Origin of the sequence: Nocardia sp. bgisy134 (assembly GCF_965341865.1) — a bacterium.
In the GTDB taxonomy this organism is placed as follows: Bacteria; Actinomycetota; Actinomycetes; order Mycobacteriales; family Mycobacteriaceae; genus Nocardia.
The window spans coordinates 1-21439 of the sequence record NZ_CBDQZP010000022.1; the positions used below are offsets into that span (position 1 = coordinate 1).

Annotated in this window: 20 protein-coding genes; 8 read left to right on the forward strand and 12 right to left on the reverse strand. The window is 67.9% G+C overall.

The genetic code is table 11. The features are described from left to right. Positions 1 to 222: 222 nt before the first annotated feature. From ACRWNM_RS30515 to ACRWNM_RS30525, 3 genes are read left to right on the forward strand one after another with little or no spacing between them, the layout of a single operon-like run. A complete protein-coding gene (locus tag ACRWNM_RS30515; RefSeq protein WP_431971596.1) occupies positions 223 to 1095 on the forward strand; it encodes a MetQ/NlpA family ABC transporter substrate-binding protein in 873 nt (290 codons plus the stop codon). After that, complete coding sequence (locus ACRWNM_RS30520; protein WP_431971597.1) at positions 1092 to 2087, forward strand: methionine ABC transporter ATP-binding protein; 996 nt, start codon at positions 1092 to 1094, stop codon at positions 2085 to 2087. The genes ACRWNM_RS30515 and ACRWNM_RS30520 overlap by 4 nt, the downstream gene beginning before the upstream one ends. Before the next feature lie 5 nt (positions 2088 to 2092). Beyond that, positions 2093 to 2755 carry a methionine ABC transporter permease gene (locus ACRWNM_RS30525; RefSeq protein ID WP_431971598.1) on the forward strand — a complete coding sequence of 221 codons (663 nt, stop codon included), beginning with the start codon at positions 2093 to 2095 and terminating at the stop codon, positions 2753 to 2755. A gap of 7 nt (positions 2756 to 2762) precedes the next feature. Here the strand turns inward: ACRWNM_RS30525 and ACRWNM_RS30530 are convergent, their stop codons facing one another. After that, on the reverse strand, positions 2763 to 3263 hold the full coding sequence (locus ACRWNM_RS30530) for a GNAT family N-acetyltransferase (RefSeq protein WP_431971599.1): 501 nt from the start codon (positions 3261 to 3263) through the stop codon (positions 2763 to 2765). A gap of 80 nt (positions 3264 to 3343) precedes the next feature. Continuing rightward, positions 3344 to 3787, reverse strand: coding sequence for a DUF4189 domain-containing protein (locus ACRWNM_RS30535; protein ID WP_431971600.1), 444 nt, complete (start codon positions 3785 to 3787; stop codon positions 3344 to 3346). A 167-nt stretch (positions 3788 to 3954) separates the two neighbouring features. On the opposite strand from ACRWNM_RS30535, the gene ACRWNM_RS30540 reads away from it, so the two are divergent. After that, positions 3955 to 8187, forward strand: coding sequence for a TIR domain-containing protein (locus tag ACRWNM_RS30540; RefSeq protein ID WP_431971601.1), 4233 nt, complete (start codon positions 3955 to 3957; stop codon positions 8185 to 8187). 187 nt (positions 8188 to 8374) lie between these two features. Here ACRWNM_RS30540 and ACRWNM_RS30545 read toward each other — a convergent pair whose 3' ends face one another. Then, a complete protein-coding gene (locus ACRWNM_RS30545; protein ID WP_431971602.1) occupies positions 8375 to 8992 on the reverse strand; it encodes a TetR/AcrR family transcriptional regulator in 618 nt (205 codons plus the stop codon). Between ACRWNM_RS30545 and ACRWNM_RS30550 the strand changes: the two genes are divergently transcribed. Then, a complete protein-coding gene (locus tag ACRWNM_RS30550; protein WP_431971603.1) occupies positions 8976 to 9851 on the forward strand; it encodes an SDR family oxidoreductase in 876 nt (291 codons plus the stop codon). The two genes, ACRWNM_RS30545 and ACRWNM_RS30550, sit on opposite strands and share 17 nt — an antisense overlap. Positions 9852 to 9891: 40 nt before the next feature. On the opposite strand, the gene ACRWNM_RS30555 is transcribed toward ACRWNM_RS30550, so the two are convergent. From ACRWNM_RS30555 to ACRWNM_RS30595, 9 genes are all read right to left on the reverse strand, one after another. Beyond that, the gene (locus ACRWNM_RS30555; RefSeq protein ID WP_431971604.1) at positions 9892 to 10311 is read right to left on the reverse strand and encodes a DUF4189 domain-containing protein; all 420 of its coding nucleotides are present in this window, start codon (positions 10309 to 10311) and stop codon (positions 9892 to 9894) included. Between the two features lie 236 nt (positions 10312 to 10547). After that, positions 10548 to 10973, reverse strand: a complete 426-nt coding sequence (locus tag ACRWNM_RS30560; protein ID WP_431971605.1) for a DUF4189 domain-containing protein — start codon at positions 10971 to 10973, stop codon at positions 10548 to 10550. Positions 10974 to 11149: 176 nt separating this feature from the next. Then, complete coding sequence (locus ACRWNM_RS30565; RefSeq protein WP_431971606.1) at positions 11150 to 11521, reverse strand: metal-sulfur cluster assembly factor; 372 nt, start codon at positions 11519 to 11521, stop codon at positions 11150 to 11152. Next, a complete protein-coding gene (sufU, locus tag ACRWNM_RS30570; protein ID WP_431971607.1) occupies positions 11514 to 12011 on the reverse strand; it encodes a Fe-S cluster assembly sulfur transfer protein SufU in 498 nt (165 codons plus the stop codon). Before sufU ends, ACRWNM_RS30565 begins: the two co-directional genes overlap by 8 nt. 3 nt (positions 12012 to 12014) lie before the next feature. Next, a complete protein-coding gene (locus ACRWNM_RS30575; RefSeq protein ID WP_431971608.1) occupies positions 12015 to 13268 on the reverse strand; it encodes a cysteine desulfurase in 1254 nt (417 codons plus the stop codon). 1 nt (position 13269) lies between these two features. Further along, entirely contained in the window at positions 13270 to 14046 is a 777-nt protein-coding gene (sufC, locus tag ACRWNM_RS30580) for a Fe-S cluster assembly ATPase SufC (protein WP_431971609.1), read from the reverse strand. 36 nt (positions 14047 to 14082) lie between these two features. Beyond that, positions 14083 to 15261 carry a Fe-S cluster assembly protein SufD gene (gene sufD, locus ACRWNM_RS30585; RefSeq protein ID WP_431971610.1) on the reverse strand — a complete coding sequence of 393 codons (1179 nt, stop codon included), beginning with the start codon at positions 15259 to 15261 and terminating at the stop codon, positions 14083 to 14085. Next, positions 15261 to 16697, reverse strand: a complete 1437-nt coding sequence (gene sufB, locus ACRWNM_RS30590; protein ID WP_431971611.1) for a Fe-S cluster assembly protein SufB — start codon at positions 16695 to 16697, stop codon at positions 15261 to 15263. Before sufB ends, sufD begins: the two co-directional genes overlap by 1 nt. Next, entirely contained in the window at positions 16694 to 17506 is an 813-nt protein-coding gene (locus ACRWNM_RS30595; RefSeq protein ID WP_431971612.1) for a helix-turn-helix transcriptional regulator, read from the reverse strand. Before ACRWNM_RS30595 ends, sufB begins: the two co-directional genes overlap by 4 nt. Before the next feature lie 472 nt (positions 17507 to 17978). Here ACRWNM_RS30595 and mptB point away from each other — a divergent pair, with 472 nt between their 5' ends. From mptB to ACRWNM_RS30610, 3 genes are read left to right on the forward strand one after another with little or no spacing between them, the layout of a single operon-like run. After that, the gene (mptB, locus tag ACRWNM_RS30600; protein ID WP_431971613.1) at positions 17979 to 19661 is read left to right on the forward strand and encodes a polyprenol phosphomannose-dependent alpha 1,6 mannosyltransferase MptB; all 1683 of its coding nucleotides are present in this window, start codon (positions 17979 to 17981) and stop codon (positions 19659 to 19661) included. Beyond that, positions 19658 to 20590, forward strand: a complete 933-nt coding sequence (locus ACRWNM_RS30605) for an ABC transporter ATP-binding protein (RefSeq protein ID WP_431971614.1) — start codon at positions 19658 to 19660, stop codon at positions 20588 to 20590. Before mptB ends, ACRWNM_RS30605 begins: the two co-directional genes overlap by 4 nt. Further along, the gene (locus ACRWNM_RS30610; protein WP_431971615.1) at positions 20587 to 21378 is read left to right on the forward strand and encodes an ABC transporter permease; all 792 of its coding nucleotides are present in this window, start codon (positions 20587 to 20589) and stop codon (positions 21376 to 21378) included. Before ACRWNM_RS30605 ends, ACRWNM_RS30610 begins: the two co-directional genes overlap by 4 nt. Positions 21379 to 21439: the final 61 nt, after the last annotated feature.

Here is a 21439-nt window from a genome sequence, read left to right on the forward strand (position 1 = left end):
CCCCCCCTTCCTTCCCCCACCGCACGAGACCGCACACGGCGCAGCATTCACCTTGCAGGCAAACTAGACGATCGTCCAATTCTCCGCGAGGGTTCCGCTCACCACTATCGAAATTCTTGTCGCCGCGCCGGGCGCACCGCTTGGATTGCCGGGTTCAGAAAAAGGCGGGACGGTGCGAACGCGCGGTCCCGCCCCCTCGCGACGAGCATTTCGGGAGCACGAGTGAAATTCCATCGGGTACTGGCGATCCCGGTCCTGGTAGCAACCGCGGCCCTCACCCTGACGGCGTGCGGCACCGACGAGGCGTCCTCCGGCAAGGTGGTCCGCATCGGCACCACCGACCGGGACCAGGTCTGGGACGTCTTCGAGCGCAAGGCGAAGGACCAGGGCATCACCCTGCGGATCACCAACTTCTCCGATTACCAGCAGCCGAATCTCGCGCTCGCGCAACGCCAGATCGATGTCAACCTGTTCCAGCACCTGCAGTTCCTCGGCCAGTACAACGTGTCCAACAACGACACGCTGACCCCGATCGGCTCCACCTACATCGTGCCGCTCGGCCTGTACTCGAAGAAGCACAGATCACTGGCCGACATCCCGCAGGGCGGCCAGATCGCCATTCCGAACGACCCGACCAATCAGGCGCGGGCGCTGTTCGTGCTCCAGGCGGCCGGGCTGCTGAAACTGTCCGGCGACAGCCGCCAGCCCTCCCCCGCCGACATCGACAAGGCCGCCTCGAAGGTCACCGTGACACCGGTCGATGCGGCACAGACGGCGCTGTCGCTGGCCTCGACGGACGGCTCGATCATCAACAACACCTTCCTGGAGCGCTCCGGCATCGACCCGAATTCGGCGCTGTACAAGGACGATCCGAAGAATCCGGCGGCCGAGCCGTACATCAACGTGATCGTCACCAGGGCCGAGGACAAGGACAACCCGCTCTACAAGCAGATCGTCGACGTCTGGAAGGATCCGGAAGTGCAGGCGGCGCACGCGGCGTCGACCAAGAACACCGCGGTGGCGGTGACGCGCGGCGCGCCCGAGTTGGAGCAGATCCTGCAGCGGGTGCAGCAGACCATCCGCGACGGCAAGTGAGCGCGGTCGAATTCCGCGGGGTCACCAAGGTTTTCGGCAAGGGCGCCGACAGCCAGGTCGCGCTCGACGGTATCGACCTGCGCATCGAGCGCGGCGAGATCTTCGGTGTGATCGGCTATTCCGGCGCGGGCAAGAGCACGCTGGTGCGCCTGATCAACGCGCTGGAGAAGCCGACAAGCGGCACCATTCTGGTCTCGGGTACGCCGATCACCGGCGTGCCCGAGTCCCGGGTGCGGCAGATCAGGCGCGATATCGGCATGGTGTTCCAGCAGTTCAACCTGTTCCGGTCGCGGACCGTCGCGGGCAATGTGGAGTACCCGTTGAAGGTCGCGGGCAGGCCGCGCGCCGAGCGCAAGGCGCGGGTGGCCGAACTGCTCGAGTTCGTCGGCCTGTCGGAGAAGGCGCGCAGCTACCCCGATCAGCTCTCCGGCGGCCAGAAGCAGCGGGTCGGCATCGCGCGGGCGCTGGCGACCTCGCCCGCGCTGCTGCTCGCCGACGAGGCCACTTCGGCGCTTGACCCGGAGACCACCGGCGAGGTGCTGCGGCTGTTGCGGAAGATCAATCGTGAACTCGGCGTCACCATCGTGGTGATCACGCACGAGATGGACGTCATCCGCGCGGTGGCCGACCGGGTCGCCGTGCTCGCGGACGGCCGGATCGTCGAGCTGGCCGAGACCTTCGACGTCTTCGCGACGCCGCAGGCGGCGCCGACCAAGTCGTTCGTCGGCACCGTGCTGCACAACCGGCCCGATCCCGGCGAATTGGCCACGCTGCGGGAACGCCACGGCGGCACCCTGGTGACCGTCGACGTCGACGACGACCGCGGCCTCGGCGACGCGCTGGCGCTCGCCGCGCACGCCGACGTGCGATTCGAGGTGGTGTACGGCGGGGTCGGCACCTTGCAGGACAAGACCTTCGGCAGCGTCACGCTGGCCCTGCACGGGCCGGACGACGCGGTGGCGAAGGTGATCGACGAACTGGAGCGGCGGTAACGACGGTGCACACGGATTGGGAGAAACTGCGTCCGGTGCTGTCCGAGGCGATCGGCACCACCATCTATCTCGTGTCGATCACCTTCCTGATCGGCGGGCTGATCGGGCTGTTCCTCGGCACCGCCCTGTACACCACACGCAAGGGCGGCCTGCTCGCCAACGCGCCGGTCAACGTGCTGCTCAACGTGCTGGTGAACGTGGTGCGGCCGATCCCGTTCATCATCCTGCTCGCGGCACTGGGACCGGTGACGCTGGAGGTGGTCGGCACGACGATCGGCACCGAGGCGGCCGCCTTCGTGATGATCGTGGCGGCCTCGTTCGGCATCGCCCGCATCGTGGAACAGAACCTCGTCACCGTCGATCCCGGCGTGATCGAGGCGGCGCGAGCGGTGGGCGCGGGACCGCTGCGCATCATTCTGACGCTGCTCATCCCCGAGGCGCTTGGCCCGCTGGTGCTCGGCTACACCTTCGTGGTGATCGCCATCGTCGACATGTCCGCGATGGCCGGCATCGTCGGCGGCGGCGGGCTCGGCGATTTCGCCCTGGTGTACGGGTACCAGCGCTTCGACTGGCAGGTCACCCTGGTCGCCACGCTGATCATCATCGCGGGGGTGCAGGGCATCCAGTTCCTCGGCAACTGGCTGGCGCGCAAGGCGTTGCGTCGATAGCCGCCGCTCAGAGGGCCTGGATGTACCAGTCGAGCGGGCCCTCGCCGGGTTCGTCGCTGCTGCGCAGGTAGTGGAACCTGGCCCGGCGGGCGACGCCCACCGCATCGGCGTTCACAGGATCGATCCGGAGCACCACTTCCTCGGCCAGACCCGTACGGGCCAGGTACCGGCACCCGAGGACGACCGCCTTGGTGGCGAAGCCATGGCCGCGCCACATCGGATAGATGCCGTAGGTCAGGTCGGCCCGCCCCGCGGCCAGAAAGGGCCGACCGATCTGGATATCCAGGGTGCCGACGAGGGTGTCGTTCCTGGTTATCGCGAACGTGCGCTGCGGCCCCTGCGCCGCCCAGTTCGCCGCGCACTCCTCGAAGTACGCGGTCACGCTCTCCAGCGAGCCGCGGCCTCCGTCGAGCCAGCGCACCAGCTCACGGTCCTCACCGGCCAGATGCGCCTCCGCATCGGACACCTCGATCGGCCGCAGCGTGATCACACCGTCGGAAAGCTGCACGCCTCCATGATTGTCAACAAGATCACGATCCGGCAACCGACATCCCGAGGATTCGCACAACAAACCGGGTCGGGCCGACCTCAGCCGACGTTCGAGGTGCAGGCCGAGAGCACGGTGCTCGCCGGGCGCGGCGAGGCGCTGCCGAGATCGGGGAACGGCGGGGCGCTGAGGCCGAGCACCTGGATCGCGGCCCGCTCCGCCCCGCCCTTGGTGGTGTCCCACGCCCAGCCGACGCGTCCGTCGGCGCCCTGCGCCACGGCGCCGCATGCGTTGCGGAAGTGGACGACGACCTGGCAGTCCCGCGCGCCGCACTCGTCGATCGCTTCGGCGTCGGCCGCCCCGAGGCTTGCGTAGTTCACCGCGTAGGACACCGCGCCGGTGCTGCGCGAAATGGCCATGGCGCCGTAGAGATCCCCGAGCCGGGTCTCCCACGGCTCCGCCTGCTCGGCCAGCGCCGGGCCCGCACCGGCCACCACCGCGCCCGCGGCGATCGCGCCCACGAAAAGACTGCGCGACAAAGACATTGGAATTCCTCCCCGCAAAAAGACTATCGACGATAGATCATCGTCCACGGCATCGGAAATGTCCAAACCCTCTGCGCAGACGCCGTCCTCCTGTGAAACCCGACCGCGCAAGAATCGAGTAGTCCAATACTCGCGACCCTGTCGCCACGCGGCAGCAGTATCGGCGCATGTACCGCGTGTTCCTGAGCCACTCCAGGCGGGACAACGCAGCCGCGCAGGCCCTCCTCCGGTGGCTGACCGACAATGAGCCCAGCCTGAAAGGCCAGATCTTCCTGGACATCGACCCCGACACCGGGTTTGCGCCGGGAGTGCGCTGGAAGTCCGAACTGACTCGCGCGGTGGATCGTTGCGAGGCGGTCCTGTGCCTCGTCTCCCGGCACTGGGAGAATTCGCACGAGTGCCTGGCCGAAGCCCGGCTCGCGGAATCTCTCAACAAGCGCGTCTTCTGCGCCCGCATCGATCCGGCGGCGCAGGGCGAGCGAGTGCGCGAGTGGCAGATCTGCGATCTGTTCCCCGACGGTGACGGCGAGGTCACCACGGTCTTGTCCGATGCGGGTGAACCGGTGCACTTCGCCACCGACGGGTTGGCGCGGCTCCTGCGCGGGTTGCACGACGCGGGAATCGGCGCCGAGTACTTTCCCTGGCCGCCGGACGACGACACCCAACGCGCGCCGTACCGCGGATGGCAATCGATGGAAGATGTCGACGCCGCGGTGTTCTTCGGACGAGACCCCCAGATCCTGCGCGGCCTGGACACGTTGCGCGGGATGCGCGCCGCGGGTGTGGAAGGGCTGTTCGTGATCCTCGGCCCCTCCGGTGTCGGCAAGTCGTCGTTCTTACGCGCAGGTCTGCTGCCCCGGCTACGCCGGGACCCCACGAACTTCCTGGTGTGTGAGATCGTGCGCCCCGAGCGCGCCGCGTTGACCGGTGATCAGGGCCTGGCCGAAGCCATTTACCGGCTGCGGGCGCAAGCAGGCCCGGGCGGCCCGGCGCTCGGCGATGTCAAGGCCGCCTGCCACGACACCGACACCGCCCGGCTCGCCACGTGGTTACGCGAGGCCCAGCTGGCGGCGGCAGGCGACGCGGGCGTGCCGACCGTGGTGTTGCCGATCGACCAGGGTGAGGAGTTGTTCTCCGCCGACGCAGGCCCCGAGGCCGCCACATTCCTGGCGCTGCTGGGCGCTCTGCTGCAGACCGGAGCGCTCGATGATCTGCCGCTGATCGCGGCGATGAGCATCCGGGCCGACCGCTACGAGTCGCTGCAGAACGCACCGGAGCTGCTCGCGGTGCACACCCGGGAGTTCGGCGACCTGAAGCCGATGCCGGTCACCGAATACAAGGACGTGATCACTGGACCCGCCGCCCGCGCCACCGCGGCGGGGTTGCGGCTGAGCCTGGACGCCGCGCTGGTGGCCCGGCTGCTGGACGACACCACCGGGGGTGCGGACAGCCTGCCGCTGCTGGCATTGATGCTGTCGCGGCTGTACCTCGACTACGGCAGCGCCGGGCGGCTCACCCTGGCCAACTATGAGGCCATAGGCGGCATGCGACGCATCGTCGAAGCCGAGATCGACACGTTGCTGGCCGCGAATCCCGACCGGCGCGCCCAGCAGCTCGATACGCTGCGCGGTGCGTTCATCCCCTGGCTCGCCACGATCGATCAGGACACCGACGCACCCTCACGCCGCGTCGCGCGCTGGGACGAGCTGCCACCGGACAGCCACGAGCTGATCGATGCGATGGTCACCCGCCGGCTGCTCGTCAAGGACGAGCGCGGGGGTGAGACGGTGGTCGAAGTTGCGTTGGAAAGCCTGCTGCGGCAATGGGACTCGCTGGCGTCGTGGCTGTCCGAGCATGCCCAGGATCTGAAGGCCGCCGACAGCCTCGACCGCGCGGCCGCCGATTGGGAACTCAATCGACGCAGCCAGGAATGGCTGTTCGAAGGCGTGCGCCTGGCTACGGCCGAGCAACTGGCCGGCTCCACCATGTTCCGCGACCGAGTACGACACGCCGCCGACTTCCTCGCGGCATCACGCGAGCATGAGGACGCCCGCGCCGACGCCGAGCGACAACGCCGTGAGGCCGAGCTGCGGAACGCGCAGCAGCGCCGTGAAGAGGCGGAAGCCTATGCGGCGGCCCTGCGCCACCGCGCGAGGGTCCTCGTCGCCGTGCTCGCCGGGACGCTGGCGGTGGCGCTCGTGGCGGTGATCGCGCTCGTGGTGGCAGTGCACGCCAGCAAGGAGGCCGACGCCAAACGCCACGAAGCAGAAGCCCGCAGCCGCGACGCGTTGAGTGGGCGGCTGACCTCACAGGTGCAGGCCATGCTCAGCGGTGGCCGACCGGGAACCGAACTGGAAGTTGTCGTCAAAGCTCTTGCGGCGCATCGCTTGTCGGAAAGGGAGGGGATCGGGGCGCTGCTGAGCGTGCTGGACGAGAAACCGCGAGTCGACATGGTAATGGACGTGGCCGGCGCACAGGTCAGCGCTGATGGTCGGCGGATTGCCGCCCGCACCGCGTCTAGCATTCAGTTGTGGGACACCGAGACCGGCGAACCGATCGGGGACCCGTTCACAGACCCGCAGTTCTTCGCCATATTCGCCATGAGTCCTGATGGACGGTATCTCGCAATGGGAAGCGAAGATTTCGCGATCCGTATCTGGGACTCGGACAGCCGTCAGTTCGTCGGCCAGCCGATGATAGGCAGCGAAAAATACGTCGACGAGGCCGCCGTCAGCGCCGACGGACGACGGGTCGCCGCCATCGACGGCAATGACAATCTGCGGCTGTGGGATGTGCAGACCAGCCAGCAGATCGCGAGCCCACTGAGAGGACACACTGGGGACGTGAACGCGCTGGCATTCAGCCGGGACGGGCGCCGCCTGGCCTCCGCCGGAGATGACCAGACCGTCCGACTGTGGGACGCCGACAATGCAGCGCCACAGGGTGAACCGCTGCGCGGCGAAGATGTGGGCCTTTTGAGCAGTGTGGCGTTCAGCCCGGACGGCCACATCGTCGCCGCCGGCGGATATGGCGCCTTGTCGTACGACAAGGCGCCGCTATTGATCTGGAATGCCGACACCGGCGCCCCCATCGGAAGACCTGCCACCGGAACCTTCAAGGCTATTTGGTCGGTGGCATTCAGCTCTGACGGAACACGAATTGCCACCGGAGGCACGGAACACTCGGTCCGCCTATGGGATGCGCGCACCGGTGATTCGATCGGTGATCCGATCACCCTTCAGATGTCGGTCTGGGACATTGCGTTCACCCCTGGAGACGACCGCATTGTTTCCGGTTCCCCCGACACCGTCCAGGTATTGCGGACCGCCCCCGGTTCCGGACTGAGTGCCGAGATGGCGGGCAGCAAGGCGGCGGAAGGCCACGGGACCTACTGGCTCGTGAACACGAAGGGCGGACCGCGACTCGTCGTGTTCAACGACAACACGATGCGATGGCTGGACATCGACACCGGTCGACAGATCGGTGCGGCCATGGTCTCCGAGGCGCTTCGAGACGTGAGCAAGATCGACTTCAGCGCCGATGACCGCTGGCTGGCAGTGCTGTCACGCGACAACGAACTCCGCGTCCTCGACGCCTCGAACGGGCAGCCTTACGGCGAAGTGATCAAGACATACGACGAGGTGGACAGTGTGGCATTGAGCCCCGACGGACAGACACTCGCGATAGGGAGCGACGACAACACCGCTCGACTCTGGGACTGGAGACACAGCAGGCCAATCGGCGAGCCGATGGGAGGTCACAAGTACTTCGTTGGGAGGGTTGCCTTCAGCGAGGACGGCCGACGCCTCTATTCCCAAAGTTTCGATTCGGTCAGGATCTGGGACACCGCGACACAGCAGTTGCTCGGCGAGGTGCGCTCCCCCGCAGCCGTCACCAGCATGGCGATCAGTCCCGATGGCCGGCGCCTCGCGATCGCCGACTACAACTACATCCAGGAGTTCGATGCCCGAGACGCCAAACCTGTCGGGTCGCAGATCCCAGGCCGCGGTCTTGCCCCTGAAGCTCTCAGTTACAACAGCGACGGTCGTTACCTCGTCTCGATCGCACCGGACAAGACCGTGCGGTTCTGGGATGTCGCCTCGCGGACTCAGATCGGCGACGCGGTCGACGCCACGGCGACCGGCGAGGGCACCGAGATCGAATTCAGTCCCGATCAGCGCCGCGTCTTCGTCACGGCGAACGCCGACTACTTGCCCGTTCCCGGCGGGTTGTCCTGGGTCGGCGGCGGGGTCTGGGAGCTGCCCGCTCCCGCCGTCTGGAAGGAAGAGCTGTGCAAGAAGCTCGTAGCGAATCCGACCCAGAGGCAGTGGGAGGAGTGGGTCTCCCCCAATCCCGACGTTGCCTACACGGAGCTGTGTCCAGGCAAGCCCGGGGGCTGACGTCACGATCCTGCTCGACAGCCGCGGCGTCGTGCTCGGGCCGGTTCATGGCGTCGCCTCGTCGCCCATGAGGCGGGCCGAATCGGACACAGTCCCGTGCCACGGCACGCGCTGATAGCGTTCCGGTTCGGCAACGACTTCCTGACAGCAGGGTTGCCAGGAGAACCATGGCGCCGGAAATCCACGCTCATGCGTCGTGCCCGGCTCCGCCCCGCCACGGCAAAGCGTTCACGACCAGATCGGCGACGGTACGCAAACTTTCCCGGTCGGTACCGTCACGAGCCTGTTGGGCCATGCCCTGGATCACCACACCGATCATCTCGGCCAGCACTCGCGCGTCCGCGTTCTCGGCGAGTTCGCCACGCGCGATACCGGATTCGATTCTCGCCCGTAGCGCTTCCAGGCTGGTGACGCGTTCCTCGCGGAGCCCATTGCTGACCGTCACCGAACCGCAATTGACCGCACCGCTGATGATCAGACAACCCGCCGGATAGCCCGGGACGGTGTACGCGTCGGCGGCTTCACGCAGCATGCGGGCGAGCCCGGCGCGCAAGGTCGGCTCCTCACGTAAGGCTTGTGCCAGGAATCCGCGGTGCTCCCGCGAATAGAACCGCACCGCTTCGCCGAAGAGTTGCTCTTTGCTCCCGAAGGCCGCGTACAGGCTGGCCGCGCCAATGCCCATGGCTTCGGTCAGATCGGCGAGGGTGGTCGGTTCGTAGCCGTGTTCCCAGAACAACTCCATCGCGCGCCGCAGAGCGAGGTCGCGATCGAACTCGCGTGGTCGCCCGGTGCGCTTCGAAGCCATCGCCCAATTATATAGCAAACATTCCAGAAGTCGCGTAGCGTCACTTCTGGAATGTCCGATACAGAAGATTGGGTGGGAAACGATGAAACCTCTGGACACCAAGATCGCACTCGTCACCGGCGCCAGCCGAGGCATCGGCAAGGCCGTCGCACAACGACTCGCCCGTGACGGCGCCACCGTCGCTGTGCACTACGGAACCAACGAAGCCGCCGCCCTCGAGACCGTCGCGACGATCGAGGCCGAGGGCGGCATCGCCTTTCCGCTCGGTGTCGAACTCGGCGTTCCCGGTGACGCCGAGGCGCTCTGGGATGCCTTCGACGCCACCGGACTCGGCGCGGTGGACATCATCGTCAACAACGCGGGAACGGTCGTCTACAGCACCATCGAAGGCGTCAGTGAGAAGGATTTCGACGCCGTCTTCGCGGTCAACGCCAAAGCGCCGTTCTTCGTCATCCAGCAGGGACTGCGCCGACTTCGCGACGGCGGACGGATCATCAACATCTCGTCGGCCGCGGCGCGGGTGGCCACACCGCTGACGATCGCCTACTCCATGACCAAGGCCGCCCTCAACGGCCTGAGCCGCACGCTGGCGCTCGAACTCGGAAACCGGGGAATCACAGTCAATTCCGTCGAGCCCGGCATCGTCGAAACCGACATCGCCGCCTGGTTGGCCGACGATCGGATGCACGCACAGGCCGCCGCCTGGTCGGCGTTCCACCGTGTCGGCCAACCACATGACATCGCCGACGTCGTCGCCTTCCTCGCCTCGCACGACGCCCGATGGGTGACCGGACAGTACATCGATGCCACCGGCGGCCTGGCGCTCGGACCGACCGTCGACGTCGGATCCCTGCGGTAGGGGACGGCTCGAGCCCGCGGCGGACGCGCCAGAAGTCAGGTCAGGCGATGTTCTTCGTGCACGCCGACACGGCGACCTGCGCCGCGCGCGGCGACGCGCTGCCGAGATCCGGGAAGGGCGGAGCGCTCTCGCCGAGGGAGGCGATCGCGATCCGTTCGGCTTCCTCGCGGGAGCCCGCGGCAGCCCAGCCGAAGCGCCCGTCGGCGCCGCGCGCGATGGCGCCGCAGCCGTCGACGATGTTCAGCACCAGATCGCAGTCGTAGACACCGCACTCGCGGATGGCGGCCGCGTCGGCCTGCACGCGGCTGGTGTGGTCCATCGCGGCCACCACTTTGCCGGTGCTCGGCGAGAGCGCGAGGGTGCCGTAGAGCTTGGGCGCCGCGTCGGCCGCACCGGCGGCGACGATCCCGAGGGCGGCAGTGGAGGACACGGCGACGGCCAGGGCCGACTTGCGCAGCACGGACAACAGAATCTCTCCGTTTCAGAAGCGTTGACGGAGAGATCCTTGCCGAGCGTCCCTGAATTGTCCAGATATTCCGCGGTTTTCGGTCGGCGGGACCGCGCAGTTCAGAAATGCGTCGGCTCCGCGCACGATATTCGCGAAGCGAAATCCCCGATCTGCGAACGCACACCGATCGAAAAACGCGAGCGGGCCCGGCCCCCATGGGGATCCGGGCCCGCAATCTCACCGACGAATCAGCGTGCGTTCGACGTGCAGACGACCTCGACGATCCGCGCACCGCTCAGGTTGGCGGAGCCGACGTTGGCGAGCTGCGCCGTCGGGGTGATCTCCGCGAGCCGCTGGTAGGCGGCACGCTCGGCCTCCGCCCGGTTGGGACCGGACGCCGCGGCAACCCCTTCGTTGCTCTCCACCAGCGCGCCGCAGCCGTTCGCCCACGAGGCGAGCACCTCGCAGTCGGCTGCGCCGCAGTTGGCGATCGCCGCGGCCTTTGCTTCGTCGAAGCCCGCCTCATTGGCGCTCACCCCGTACGTCCACGAGCCACCGCTCACCGCGATCGCCCCGTACAAGCCCGACGCGTTCGCCGACCCGGCACCCAGAACCGACCCCACCGCAAGGCCGGTCAACGCGACGGCGAAGCCGACCCTACCCATGAATTTCATAGAAGATCTTTCTCTTGAAACGGCTCCGTTATCGGAGTCGCACAATCATCGCCGATGCCGTCGAATTCGTCCAAAACGCAAGTCGGACAATGGACGGGCGGGCATACGGGTCGGGCCCGGATCACGCGGATCCGGGCCCGATATCGAACGGCAGCCAGCGAAAGGCGCAGGTATTCCTACACCGTGAAGCCGAGGGCGCGCAGCTGCTCGCGGCCGTCCTCGGTGATCTTGTCCGGACCCCACGGCGGCATCCAGACCCAGGTGATCTCGAGGTCGTCGACCAAGCCGCTGCGGACGAGGGCGTTGCGGGACTGGTCCTCGATGACGTCGGTGAGCGGGCAGGCCGCGGAGGTCAGCGTCATGTCCAGCTTGGCGATCTCGTTCTCGACCTTGATGCCGTAGACCAGGCCGAGGTCGACGACGTTGATGCCGAGTTCGGGGTCGACGACGTCGCGCATCGCCTCCTCGATGTCCTCGAGATGCTTGATCTGCTCGGCCGAGAGCTCGACCTGCTCGACTGTTTCCGTCGCAGGTGTCGACTCACTCATGACGTTCCCCATTCTTCGGCAGGGCGCTGCCCATCGCGCGCTTGGTCTCTTCCGCGGAGGTTATCCGGACCACGGCGTCCTTGAACGCCATCCAGCCCAGCAGTGCGCATTTGACCCGCGCCGGGTACTTCGACACGCCGGCCAGCGCGATGCCGTCGCCGATCATGTCCTCGTCGCCCTCGACGGTGCCGCGGCTGGAGATCATCTCGTTGTAGGCGTCGACGACCTTCAGCGCCTGCTGCACGGGCAACCCGATCACCTGGTCGGTGAGGATCGACGTGGCGGCCTGGCTGATCGAACAGCCCTGACCGTCGTAGGAGACGTCGGCGACGTCGCCGTTGCCGTTCAGCTGGACGCGCAAGGTCACCTCGTCACCGCAGGTCGGGTTCACGTGGTGCACTTCGGCGCCGTACGGCTCCCGCAGCCCGCGGTGATGCGGGTGCTTGTAGTGGTCCAGGATCACTTCCTGGTACATCTGCTCCATGCGCATGATCTATGCAACCCCGAAGAAGCTCTGAGCCTTCCGCACCGCGGCGATCAGCGCGTCCACCTCGTCGAGGGTGTTGTAGACCGCGAACGAGGCCCGCGCGGTGGCGGGAACGCCCATCCGCCGCATCAGCGGCCAGGCGCAGTGGTGCCCGACGCGAATCGCGACGCCTTCGTCGTCCAGGATCTGTCCGACATCGTGGGCGTGGATGCCGTCGACCACGAAGGACACCGCGCCACCGCGTTCCACGTTCTCGGTCGGGCCGACGATACGCACGCCGTCGATCGCGCCGAGGCCCTCCAACGTGGCGCCGACCAGCATGTGCTCGTGGGCGGCGACGGCGTCCATGCCGATCTCTTCGAGATACCGCACCGCGGCGCCCAATCCGACCACCTGCGAGGTCATCGGTACGCCCGCTTCGAACCGCTGCGGCGGCGGGGCGTAGGTGGTCACCTCCATGGTGACCGTCTCGATCATCGAGCCGCCGGTGATGAACGGCGGGGTCTCCTCGAGCAGCGCGCGACGGCCGTAGAGCACTCCGACGCCGGACGGTCCGAGCATCTTGTGCCCGGAGAACGCGGCGAAATCGACACCGAGCTCGCGGAAGTTCACCGGCATGTGCGGCACCGACTGGCAGGCGTCGAGCACCACGAGCGCGCCGACTTCCTTGGCGCGGCGGACCATTTCGGCCACGTTCGCGACCGCGCCCGTGACGTTCGACTGGTGCGTGAACGCGACGACCTTGGTGGCGGGCGACAATTCGAGCGAATCGAGATCGATCCGGCCGTCGTCGGTGATGCCATACCACTTCAGCGTCGCACCGGTGCGCCGCGCGAGTTCCTGCCACGGAACGAGATTCGCGTGGTGCTCCAGTTCGGTGATGACGATCTCGTCGCCGGGTCCGACGTGGTACGGGAACCGGTCGTCGCCGAACGCGTAGGTCACCAGGTTCAGCGACTCGGTCGCGTTCTTGGTGAACACGATCTCGTCGGCGTCGACACCGACGAACCGGCCGATGTCGGCCCTGGCGCCCTCGTAGGCGTCGGTCGCTTCCTCGGCCAGCTGGTGCGCGCCGCGGTGCACCGCCGAATTGCTCTCGGTCAGGAACCGCCGTTCCGCATCGAGCACCGCGAGCGGCCGCTGCGAGGTCGCGCCGGAGTCCAGGTACACCAACGGTTTCCCGTCCCGAACCGTGCGGCTCAGGATCGGGAAGTCGGCCCGGATGCGGGCGACGTCGAGGGTGCGGACCGTAGCGGTCATGTCAGGCTCCAGCGGTCGCGGTCTGAGTAAAACGAACGTAGCCGTTGGCGTCGAGTTCCTCGGCCAGCTCGGGGCCGCCCTCGGCGACGATGCGGCCGCCGACGAAGACGTGCACGAACTGCGGCTGGATGTAGCGCAGGATGCGGGTGTAGTGCGTGATCAGCAGCACGCCGCCGTCCTCGCGCTCCCTGTAGCGGTTGACGCCCTCGGAGACGATGCGCAGCGCGTCGACGTCCAGGCCGGAGTCGGTCTCGTCCAGGATGGCGATCTTCGGCTTGAGCAGGCCCAGCTGCAGGATCTCGTGGCGCTTCTTCTCACCGCCGGAGAAGCCCTCGTTCACGCTGCGGTCGGCGAAGGCGGCGTCGATCTCGAGCTCGTTCATCGACTCCTTCACCTCCTTGACCCAGGTGCGCAGCTTGGGGGCCTCGCCGCGGACCGCGGTGGCGGCGGTGCGCAGGAAGTTCGACATCGAGACGCCGGGCACCTCGACCGGGTACTGCATGGCCAGGAACAGGCCGGCACGCGCGCGCTCGTCGACCGACATCTCGAGCACGTCCTCGCCGTCGAGGGTGATCGAGCCGGAGGTCACCGTGTACTTCGGGTGGCCCGCGATCGCGTAGGACAGGGTCGACTTGCCGGAGCCGTTGGGGCCCATGATCGCGTGCGTCTCGCCCGACTTCACGGTCAGGTTCACGCCCTTGAGGATCTTGATGGGCTCGCCGGTCTCGTCCGGGTTGGCGACCTCGACGTGCAGGTCCTTGATTTCCAGGGTGGTCATGGAGTTCCTTTGCGGGGTAAGTAAGTGTTTCGGTGATCAGGCGCCGATCGCGGCGAGCTCGGCCTCGATGGCCGTCTCGAGCCGCTCCCGGACCTCGGGGACCGCGATCTTCTGGATGATCTCGTGGAAGAAGCCGCGCACCACCAGACGGCGGGCGGCGTCCTCGGGGATGCCGCGGGCGCGCAGGTAGAACAGCTGCTCGTCGTCGAAACGGCCGGTGGCCGAGGCGTGCCCGGCGCCGAGGATCTCGCCGGTCTCGATCTCGAGGTTCGGCACCGAGTCGGCGCGGGCGCCGTCGGTGAGCACCAGGTTGCGGTTCACCTCGAAGGTGTCGGTGCCCTCGGCGGCCGCGCGGATCAGCACGTCGCCGATCCAGACCGTGCGGGCATCGCCCTTCGGCGAATGCGGGTCGCCTTGCAGGGCGCCCTTGTACAGCACGTTCGACTTGCAGTGCGGCACAGCGTGATCGACGAGCAGGCGCTGCTCGAAGTGCTGGCCCGCGTCGGCGAAGTAGAGGCCGAGCAGTTCGGCGTCGCCGCCGGGGCCTGCGTACTTCACGGTGCCGGTGAGCCGCACCAGGTCGCCGCCGAGGGTGACCGAGGTGTGCCGCAGGGTGGCGTCGCGACCCAGCTTCGCGTGGTGCGCCGTGGCGTGCACGGCGTCGTCGGCCCAGTCCTGAATCGCGACTACGATCAGCTTGGCGCTGTCGCCGAGCACGAATTCCACATTCTCCGCGTAGGTTCCGCTGCCGCGCTGGTCGATGACGACGGTGGCGACGGCGAAGTTCCCGAGCCGGATCTGCAGGTGGCCGTAGGCGGTCTTGCCCTCACCCGGACCGGTGATGGTGACGGTGATCGGCTCGGCCACTTCGGTTTCCGCGCCGACCGACACGACGGTGGCCTGGTCGAAACCGGAGTACGCCTGCGCCGCGACGCGATCCGAAGGGATGCCCGCCTCGCCGAGGCGGGCGTCGGCACGCTCGACGGTTTCCACGGTGACGCCTTCGACCGGCGCGACCTCGACCTGCGTCCGGCCGTCACGCGTGGCGGTTCCGTCGTGCAGGCCGCGCAGGCGGCGCAGCGGGGTGAACCGCCACGCCTCGTCCTTGGCGTGCGGAACTTCGAACGCGTTCACGTCGAACGAAGTGAAGACCTCGCCCTTGTTGATCGCGGGAGTACGAGCCTCAGCGGCTACGGCAACGTTCTCGACGGCCATCAGCCGACGGCTCCTTCCATCTGCAGTTCGATCAGGCGATTGAGCTCGAGGGCGTACTCCATCGGGAGTTCCTTGGCGATCGGCTCGACGAAGCCGCGCACCACCATCGCCATCGCCTCGTCCTCGGTGAGGCCGCGGCTCATCAGGTAGAACAACTGGTCCTCGGAGACCTTGGAGACGGTCGCCTCGTGGCCCATGGTGACGTCGTCCTCGCGGATGTCGACGTACGGGTAGGTGTCCGAGCGGCTGATCGTGTCGACCAGCAGCGCATCGCACTTCACCGTCGACTTCGAGCCGTGCGCGCCCTTGTTGACCTGCACGAGGCCGCGGTAGGACGCGCGACCACCGCCGCGCGCCACCGACTTCGACACGATGGTCGAGGAGGTGTGCGGCGCCAGGTGCAGCATCTTCGCGCCGGTGTCCTGGTGCTGGCCCTCGCCCGCGAAGGCAACCGAGAGGACCTCGCCCTTGGCGTACTCGCCGGTCATCCAGACCGCCGGGTACTTCATGGTGACCTTGGAACCGATGTTGCCGTCGATCCACTCCATGGTCGCGCCCGCCTCGGCCTTGGCCCGCTTGGTGACCAGGTTGTAGACGTTGTTCGACCAGTTCTGGATGGTGGTGTAGCGGCAGCGGCCGCCCTTCTTCACGATGATCTCGACCACCGCGGAGTGCAGCGAGTCGGACTTGTAGATCGGCGCGGTGCAGCCTTCGACGTAGTGCACGTAGGCGCCCTCGTCGACGATGATCAGGGTCCGCTCGAATTGGCCCATGTTCTCGGTGTTGATGCGGAAGTAGGCCTGCAGCGGGATGTCGACGTGCACGCCCGGCGGCACGTAGATGAACGAGCCGCCCGACCACACCGCGGTGTTCAGCGCGGAGAACTTGTTGTCGCCCGCGGGGATCACCGAGCCGAAGTACTCCTGGAAGATCTCCGGGTGCTCGCGCAGGCCGGTGTCGGTGTCCAGGAAGATCACGCCCTGGGCCTCCAGGTCCTCGCGGATCTGGTGGTAGACGACCTCGGACTCGTACTGCGCGGCGACGCCGGCGACCAGCCGCTGCTTCTCCGCCTCGGGGATGCCCAGCTTGTCGTAGGTGTTCTTGATGTCCTCGGGCAGGTCTTCCCAGCTCTCGGCCTGCTTCTCGGTCGAGCGCACGAAGTACTTGATGTTGTCGAAATCAATACCGTCGAGGTTGGAGCCCCAGTTCGGCATCGGCTTGCGGTCGAAGATGCGCAGCGCCTTCAGCCGCTGCTCGAGCATCCACGGCTCCTCGTTCTTCTTGGCCGAGATGTCGCGGACGACAGCCTCGGACAGACCTCGTTGCGCGCTGGCGCCGGCCTCATCCGAATCGGCCCAGCCGTAACCGTAATTGCCCAGCGAGGCGATGGTCTCTTCCTGGGTGAGCGGTTGCACCTGGTCGGTGGTCGTCGTCATTCGGCACTCCTTCCGGAGTCGTTCGTTCGTACCGTCGCGGGCTGTGCGGCGGCTTGGGGTGCGGCTTTCGAAGTGGTAATCGGCAGTGCGAGCAGCGGCACGTGCGTGGTGCACGCGCAATCGCCGTTGGCGATCGTCGCGAGCCGCTGGACATGGGTGCCCAGCAGATCGCGGAACGCCTCGAGTTCGGCCGCGCACAGCTGGGGGAATTCCTCGGCGACGTGCGCGACCGGGCAGTGATGCTGGCAGATCTGCACGCCCGTGCCCACCTTGCGGGTGGTCGCGGCGAACCCGGCGTCGTTGAACGCCTCGGCGATCTCCTCGGCCTTGGCCTCGGTGGTCTCCGGGGTGTGCTCCCCGACGGGTTCGATCCCGGCCACGATAGTGCGTGCCCGTTTGCGCGCGAAGTCGGTGATCGCCTGGTCGCCGCCGATCTCACCGAGCTGGCGGATCGCCGCGCCCGCGAGGTCGTCGTATGCGTGCCCGAGCTTGCCGCGACCGGTCGCGGTCAGCTGATATTGCTTGGCCGGACGGCCGCGCCCCTTCTGCTGCCACGGCGCGGATCGGCTGGCTCTCGCCTGCCCGGAATCGATGAGCGCGTCCAAGTGGCGGCGCACCCCGGCCGGGGCGAGCCCCAGCTTGTTGCCGATCGCCGTCGCGGTGATCGGCCCCTCCTCCAGCAGCAGCTGGACGATCGCGGCGCGGGTGTGATGTCCCTCGGCGCCGACCGTGACGACGGCAGCGGACGACGCGGCGCCGGCCTTGCGACCGGTCCTCTCGTCTTTCTTCCGCAAACCCACGGTTTTCACAACATCAGTGTGGCGGAATTCGTTCCCGAAATCTAATAAGGGTGCCCTGAGTAGAACGGGGGTTGACCTGCGCCAGCGGGGCGACGGGCAGCCCTCCTTCCCGTGAGCGACAAGGCCCGCGATTCAGCAAACCGGACACCGTCTCTCCGCCTTCACAGGGCTTGCGCGGCCCCAACCTGGCGCTTTCCGCTTCGACCCGCGTCTGCGTCCGTCCCGTCCGGTGGCGGCTACATCGCGCTCTCGCGCCCCCGCCACAACCCTTCGATGCGAGGTCCGGTTCCGTTGCGACATTGGCCACACCCACTCCGGACGCCCGGGAAATACGCACAGGCATCTTTCGTAAATGCCCGCGGACGGGTCGCGCGCGATGCTCGATCCCACGGTCGCTCGGTGCGGCGCGAGACCGACGCCCGGTCCTGCGCGCGGACTGTTGACGGACTTGCGCCCGGCAACGCCCATTAGGCTGCGTCTCGTGGTGGTACTGGAGGGCGCGCGGCGCAAGGCAGTGGCATTCGGGCGCCGGGCACTCGGACTCGACGTGCCCGCGGCCGATCACACCATCGCGGTGTTGCACCGGGACGAGTCCGAGGTGCCCGAACTCGACCGCAGAGAACTGGTTCAGCTCGACCGGATCCGGCTCATGGGCGCGACCGGCACGGTGCTGATGGCGATCAGCGCGCTCGGCATCGGCGCGCAGCCGGTGCAGCAGAACCCGACATCCGGCATGCGCGTGCTCGGCATCTTCGCCAGGGCGCACACCGGGTCGCTGGCCATGTGCATGATCGGCGCCGTAGTGGTGGTGCTCGCGTGGCTGCTGCTCGGCCGTTTCGCGGTGGGCGGCATCGGCGGCTCCCCCCTCCACCGGCTGACTCGCTCGCAGCTCGACCGCACCCTGTTGCTGTGGATCATCCCGCTCAGCGTCGCACCGCCGCTGTTCAGCAACGACGTGTACTCCTATCTGGCGCAGAGCGAGATCGCCGCGCGCGGCATCGACCCGTACGAGGAGGGCCCGGTCGCGGGCCTCGGGATCGACAACGTCCTGACCAACAACGTCCCGACCATCTGGCGTGACACCCCGGCCCCCTACGGCCCTCTGTTCCTGTGGATCGGCCGCGGCATCGCCGAATTGACCGGGGACAACATCATTCTCGGCGTCTGGGTGCACCGGGTGCTCGCGCTGGCGGGCGTGGCCTTGATCGTCTGGGCGCTGCCGCGCCTTTCCGTCCGCTGCGGCGTCGCCGGGGTGAGCGCGCTGTGGCTCGGCGCGGCGAATCCGCTGGTGCTGTTCCACCTGGTGGGCGGCGTGCACAACGACGCGCTGATGATCGGTCTGATGCTGGCGGGACTCGAGTTCGCGTTGCGCGCGATCGAGGACACCCACCCGTTCGACGGACGGGCCTACGCGCTGCTGATCGCGGGCGCCTTGATCATCGCGCTGTCCTCCACGATCAAGATCACCTCGATCATCGCGATGGGTTTTGTGTGGATGGCGCTCGCACGGCGCTGGGGTGGCGGCTGGCGGGCCGTGGTGACCGCGGCGGCGATGCTCGGCGCGATAGCGCTCGGCACGACGTTGGTGATCAGCTCGGCCAGCGGGCTCGGCTTCGGGTGGATACACACGCTCAACACCGCCAGCGCCGTGCGCAGCTGGATGTCCCTGCCCACCGCGCTCGGCATCATCACCGGTTTCGGCGGCGTATTACTCGGACTGGGCGACCACACCACCGCCCTGCTCAGTATCACCCGCCCGATCGCCGCCACGGTCGCCGCGTTCGTCACGGTGCGCATGCTCGTCGCGACCGGCACCGGACGCCTGCATCCGGTCGGCGCGCTCGGCGTCGCACTCGGCGCCATCGTGCTGCTGTTCCCGGTGGTGCAGCCGTGGTATCTGCTGTGGGCCATCGTGCCGCTCGCGGCGTGGGCGACCCGGCCTGTGTTCCGCGTGCCCGCGGTGGCGTTCTCCGCCGTCGTGAGCGTGCTGCAGATGCCGCGCGGCGCCGATCTCGAAGTGTTCCAGATCGTCGGCGCCGCTATCGCCACCGTCATCGTCGGCGTGCTGTTCATCGTCATCACTCGCAACGCCCTGCCGTGGCGCGCTCAGGCGGGGGTGTCGGCTCCGTCACAGCAGCCGACGTCTTACGGTGTCTCTTCGTGACCGCTGCCTCCGGACCCGCCGTTAGTGTCGACGGCGTCGTCAAGCGTTATGGCGAGACCACCGCGGTCGACGGCCTCACCTTCGATGTCGAACGGGCCCAGGTGCTCGCGCTGCTCGGGCCCAACGGCGCGGGGAAGACGACGACCGTCGAGATGTGCGAGGGCTTCGTGCGCCCGGACGCGGGCGGCGTGCGCGTGCTCGGACTCGATCCGATCGCCGATTCCGACCGGCTGCGCCCCCGCATCGGCGTCATGTTGCAGGGCGGCGGCTCCTATCCCGGCGCGCGAGCGGGCGAAATGCTCGATCTGGTCGCGGCGTATTCGGCCGATCCGCTCGACCCGCAGTGGCTGCTGCGGACGCTCGGGCTGCAGGACAATCGCCGCACCCCGTATCGGCGGCTCTCCGGCGGCCAGCAGCAGCGCTTGGCGCTGGCCTGCGCGCTGGTCGGGCGGCCGGAGATCGTCTTCCTCGACGAACCCACCGCGGGTCTGGACGCGCAGGCCCGGCTGATCGTGTGGGAGCTGATCGACGCGCTGCGCCGCGACGGCGTCACCGTCGTGCTCACCACGCACATGATGGACGAGGCCGAGCAGCTGGCCGATCAGCTCGTCATCATCGATCACGGACGGATCGTCGCCTCCGGCACGCCCGCCGAGGTCACCGCGCACGGCGCCGCCGGGCAGCTGCGCTTCACCGCGCCGCCCAAGCTGGACCTGAAGCTGTTGAAATCCGCGCTCCCCGAGGGTTTCTCGCCGCGGGAGACGGCACCGGGCTCGTATCTGGTGGAGGGCGAGATCGACCCGCAGGTGCTGGCCACCGTGACCGCGTGGTGCGCGCGGCTGAACGTGCTGGCCACCGACATCCGGATCGACCAGCGCCGCCTCGAGGACGTCTTCCTGGAACTGACCGGACGGGATCTACGCGGATGAACCAGCCCGACCTGACCGCCAACCGCTTCGCGCCGGGCACCTTCGCTCCCGATCCGCGCCCGACCACCCGCGCGGCCATGCTCGCCGCGCAGACCAGGCTCGAGCTGATCCTGCTGCTGCGCAACGGCGAACAGCTGCTGCTCACCATGTTCATCCCGATCACGCTGCTGGTCGGGCTGACGCTGCTGCCGTTCGGCGGTCTCGGCGAGGACCGGGTGGACAAGATCGTGCCCGGCGTGATGATGGTGGCGGTCATGTCCACCGCCTTCACCGGGCAGGCCATCGCCGTCGGTTTCGACCGGCGCTACGGCGCGCTCAAACGCCTCGGTGCCACCCCGCTGCCGCGCTGGGGCATCATCGCGGGCAAGAGCGCGGCGGTGCTGATCGTCGTGGTGCTCCAGGCGATCCTGTTGGGCGCCATCGGTTTCGCGCTCGGCTGGCGGCCGGAGGTCGCCGGTCTGCTGCTCGGCGCGGTGGTGATCGCGCTCGGCACCGCGACGTTCGCCGCGATGGGCCTGCTGCTCGGCGGCACGCTGAAAGCGGAGATCGTGCTGGCGCTGGCGAACATCCTCTGGTTCGTCATGCTCGGCATCGCGAGCGTCGTGTTCGCCGCCGACGACCTGCACGTCGCGGTGAACGTGCTCGCCCGCCTCGTGCCCTCCGGCGCGCTCGCGGTCACCCTGGAGCACGCGCTGCGCAGCAGCGTCGACTGGTTCGGCCTTGCGGTGCTCGCGGTGTGGGGCGTGGTGTCGGGGTGCCTGGCGGCGCGCTGGTTCCGTTTCGAGTGAGCATCGGTACAAACGACGGTATGTAGTAGACCGGGTGCGGCGCCCCGATCGCCGGTCGCTA

Excerpts from the sequence above, each read along its gene's own strand:
- ACRWNM_RS30560 (WP_431971605.1), bottom strand. The coding sequence starts at position 10,973 with ATGAAATTCATGGGTAGGGTCGGCTTCGCCGTCGCGTTGACCGGCCTT.
- sufU (WP_431971607.1), bottom strand. The coding sequence starts at position 12,011 with ATGCGCATGGAGCAGATGTACCAGGAAGTGATCCTGGACCACTACAAG.
- ACRWNM_RS30565 (WP_431971606.1), bottom strand. The coding sequence starts at position 11,521 with ATGAGTGAGTCGACACCTGCGACGGAAACAGTCGAGCAGGTCGAGCTC.
- sufB (WP_431971611.1), bottom strand. The coding sequence starts at position 16,697 with ATGACGACGACCACCGACCAGGTGCAACCGCTCACCCAGGAAGAGACC.
- ACRWNM_RS30610 (WP_431971615.1), top strand. The coding sequence starts at position 20,587 with ATGAACCAGCCCGACCTGACCGCCAACCGCTTCGCGCCGGGCACCTTC.
- sufD (WP_431971610.1), bottom strand. The coding sequence starts at position 15,261 with ATGGCCGTCGAGAACGTTGCCGTAGCCGCTGAGGCTCGTACTCCCGCG.
- ACRWNM_RS30545 (WP_431971602.1), bottom strand. The coding sequence starts at position 8,992 with ATGGCTTCGAAGCGCACCGGGCGACCACGCGAGTTCGATCGCGACCTC.
- ACRWNM_RS30535 (WP_431971600.1), bottom strand. The coding sequence starts at position 3,787 with ATGTCTTTGTCGCGCAGTCTTTTCGTGGGCGCGATCGCCGCGGGCGCG.
- ACRWNM_RS30575 (WP_431971608.1), bottom strand. The coding sequence starts at position 13,268 with ATGACCGCTACGGTCCGCACCCTCGACGTCGCCCGCATCCGGGCCGAC.
- sufC (WP_431971609.1), bottom strand. The coding sequence starts at position 14,046 with ATGACCACCCTGGAAATCAAGGACCTGCACGTCGAGGTCGCCAACCCG.
- ACRWNM_RS30540 (WP_431971601.1), top strand. The coding sequence starts at position 3,955 with ATGTACCGCGTGTTCCTGAGCCACTCCAGGCGGGACAACGCAGCCGCG.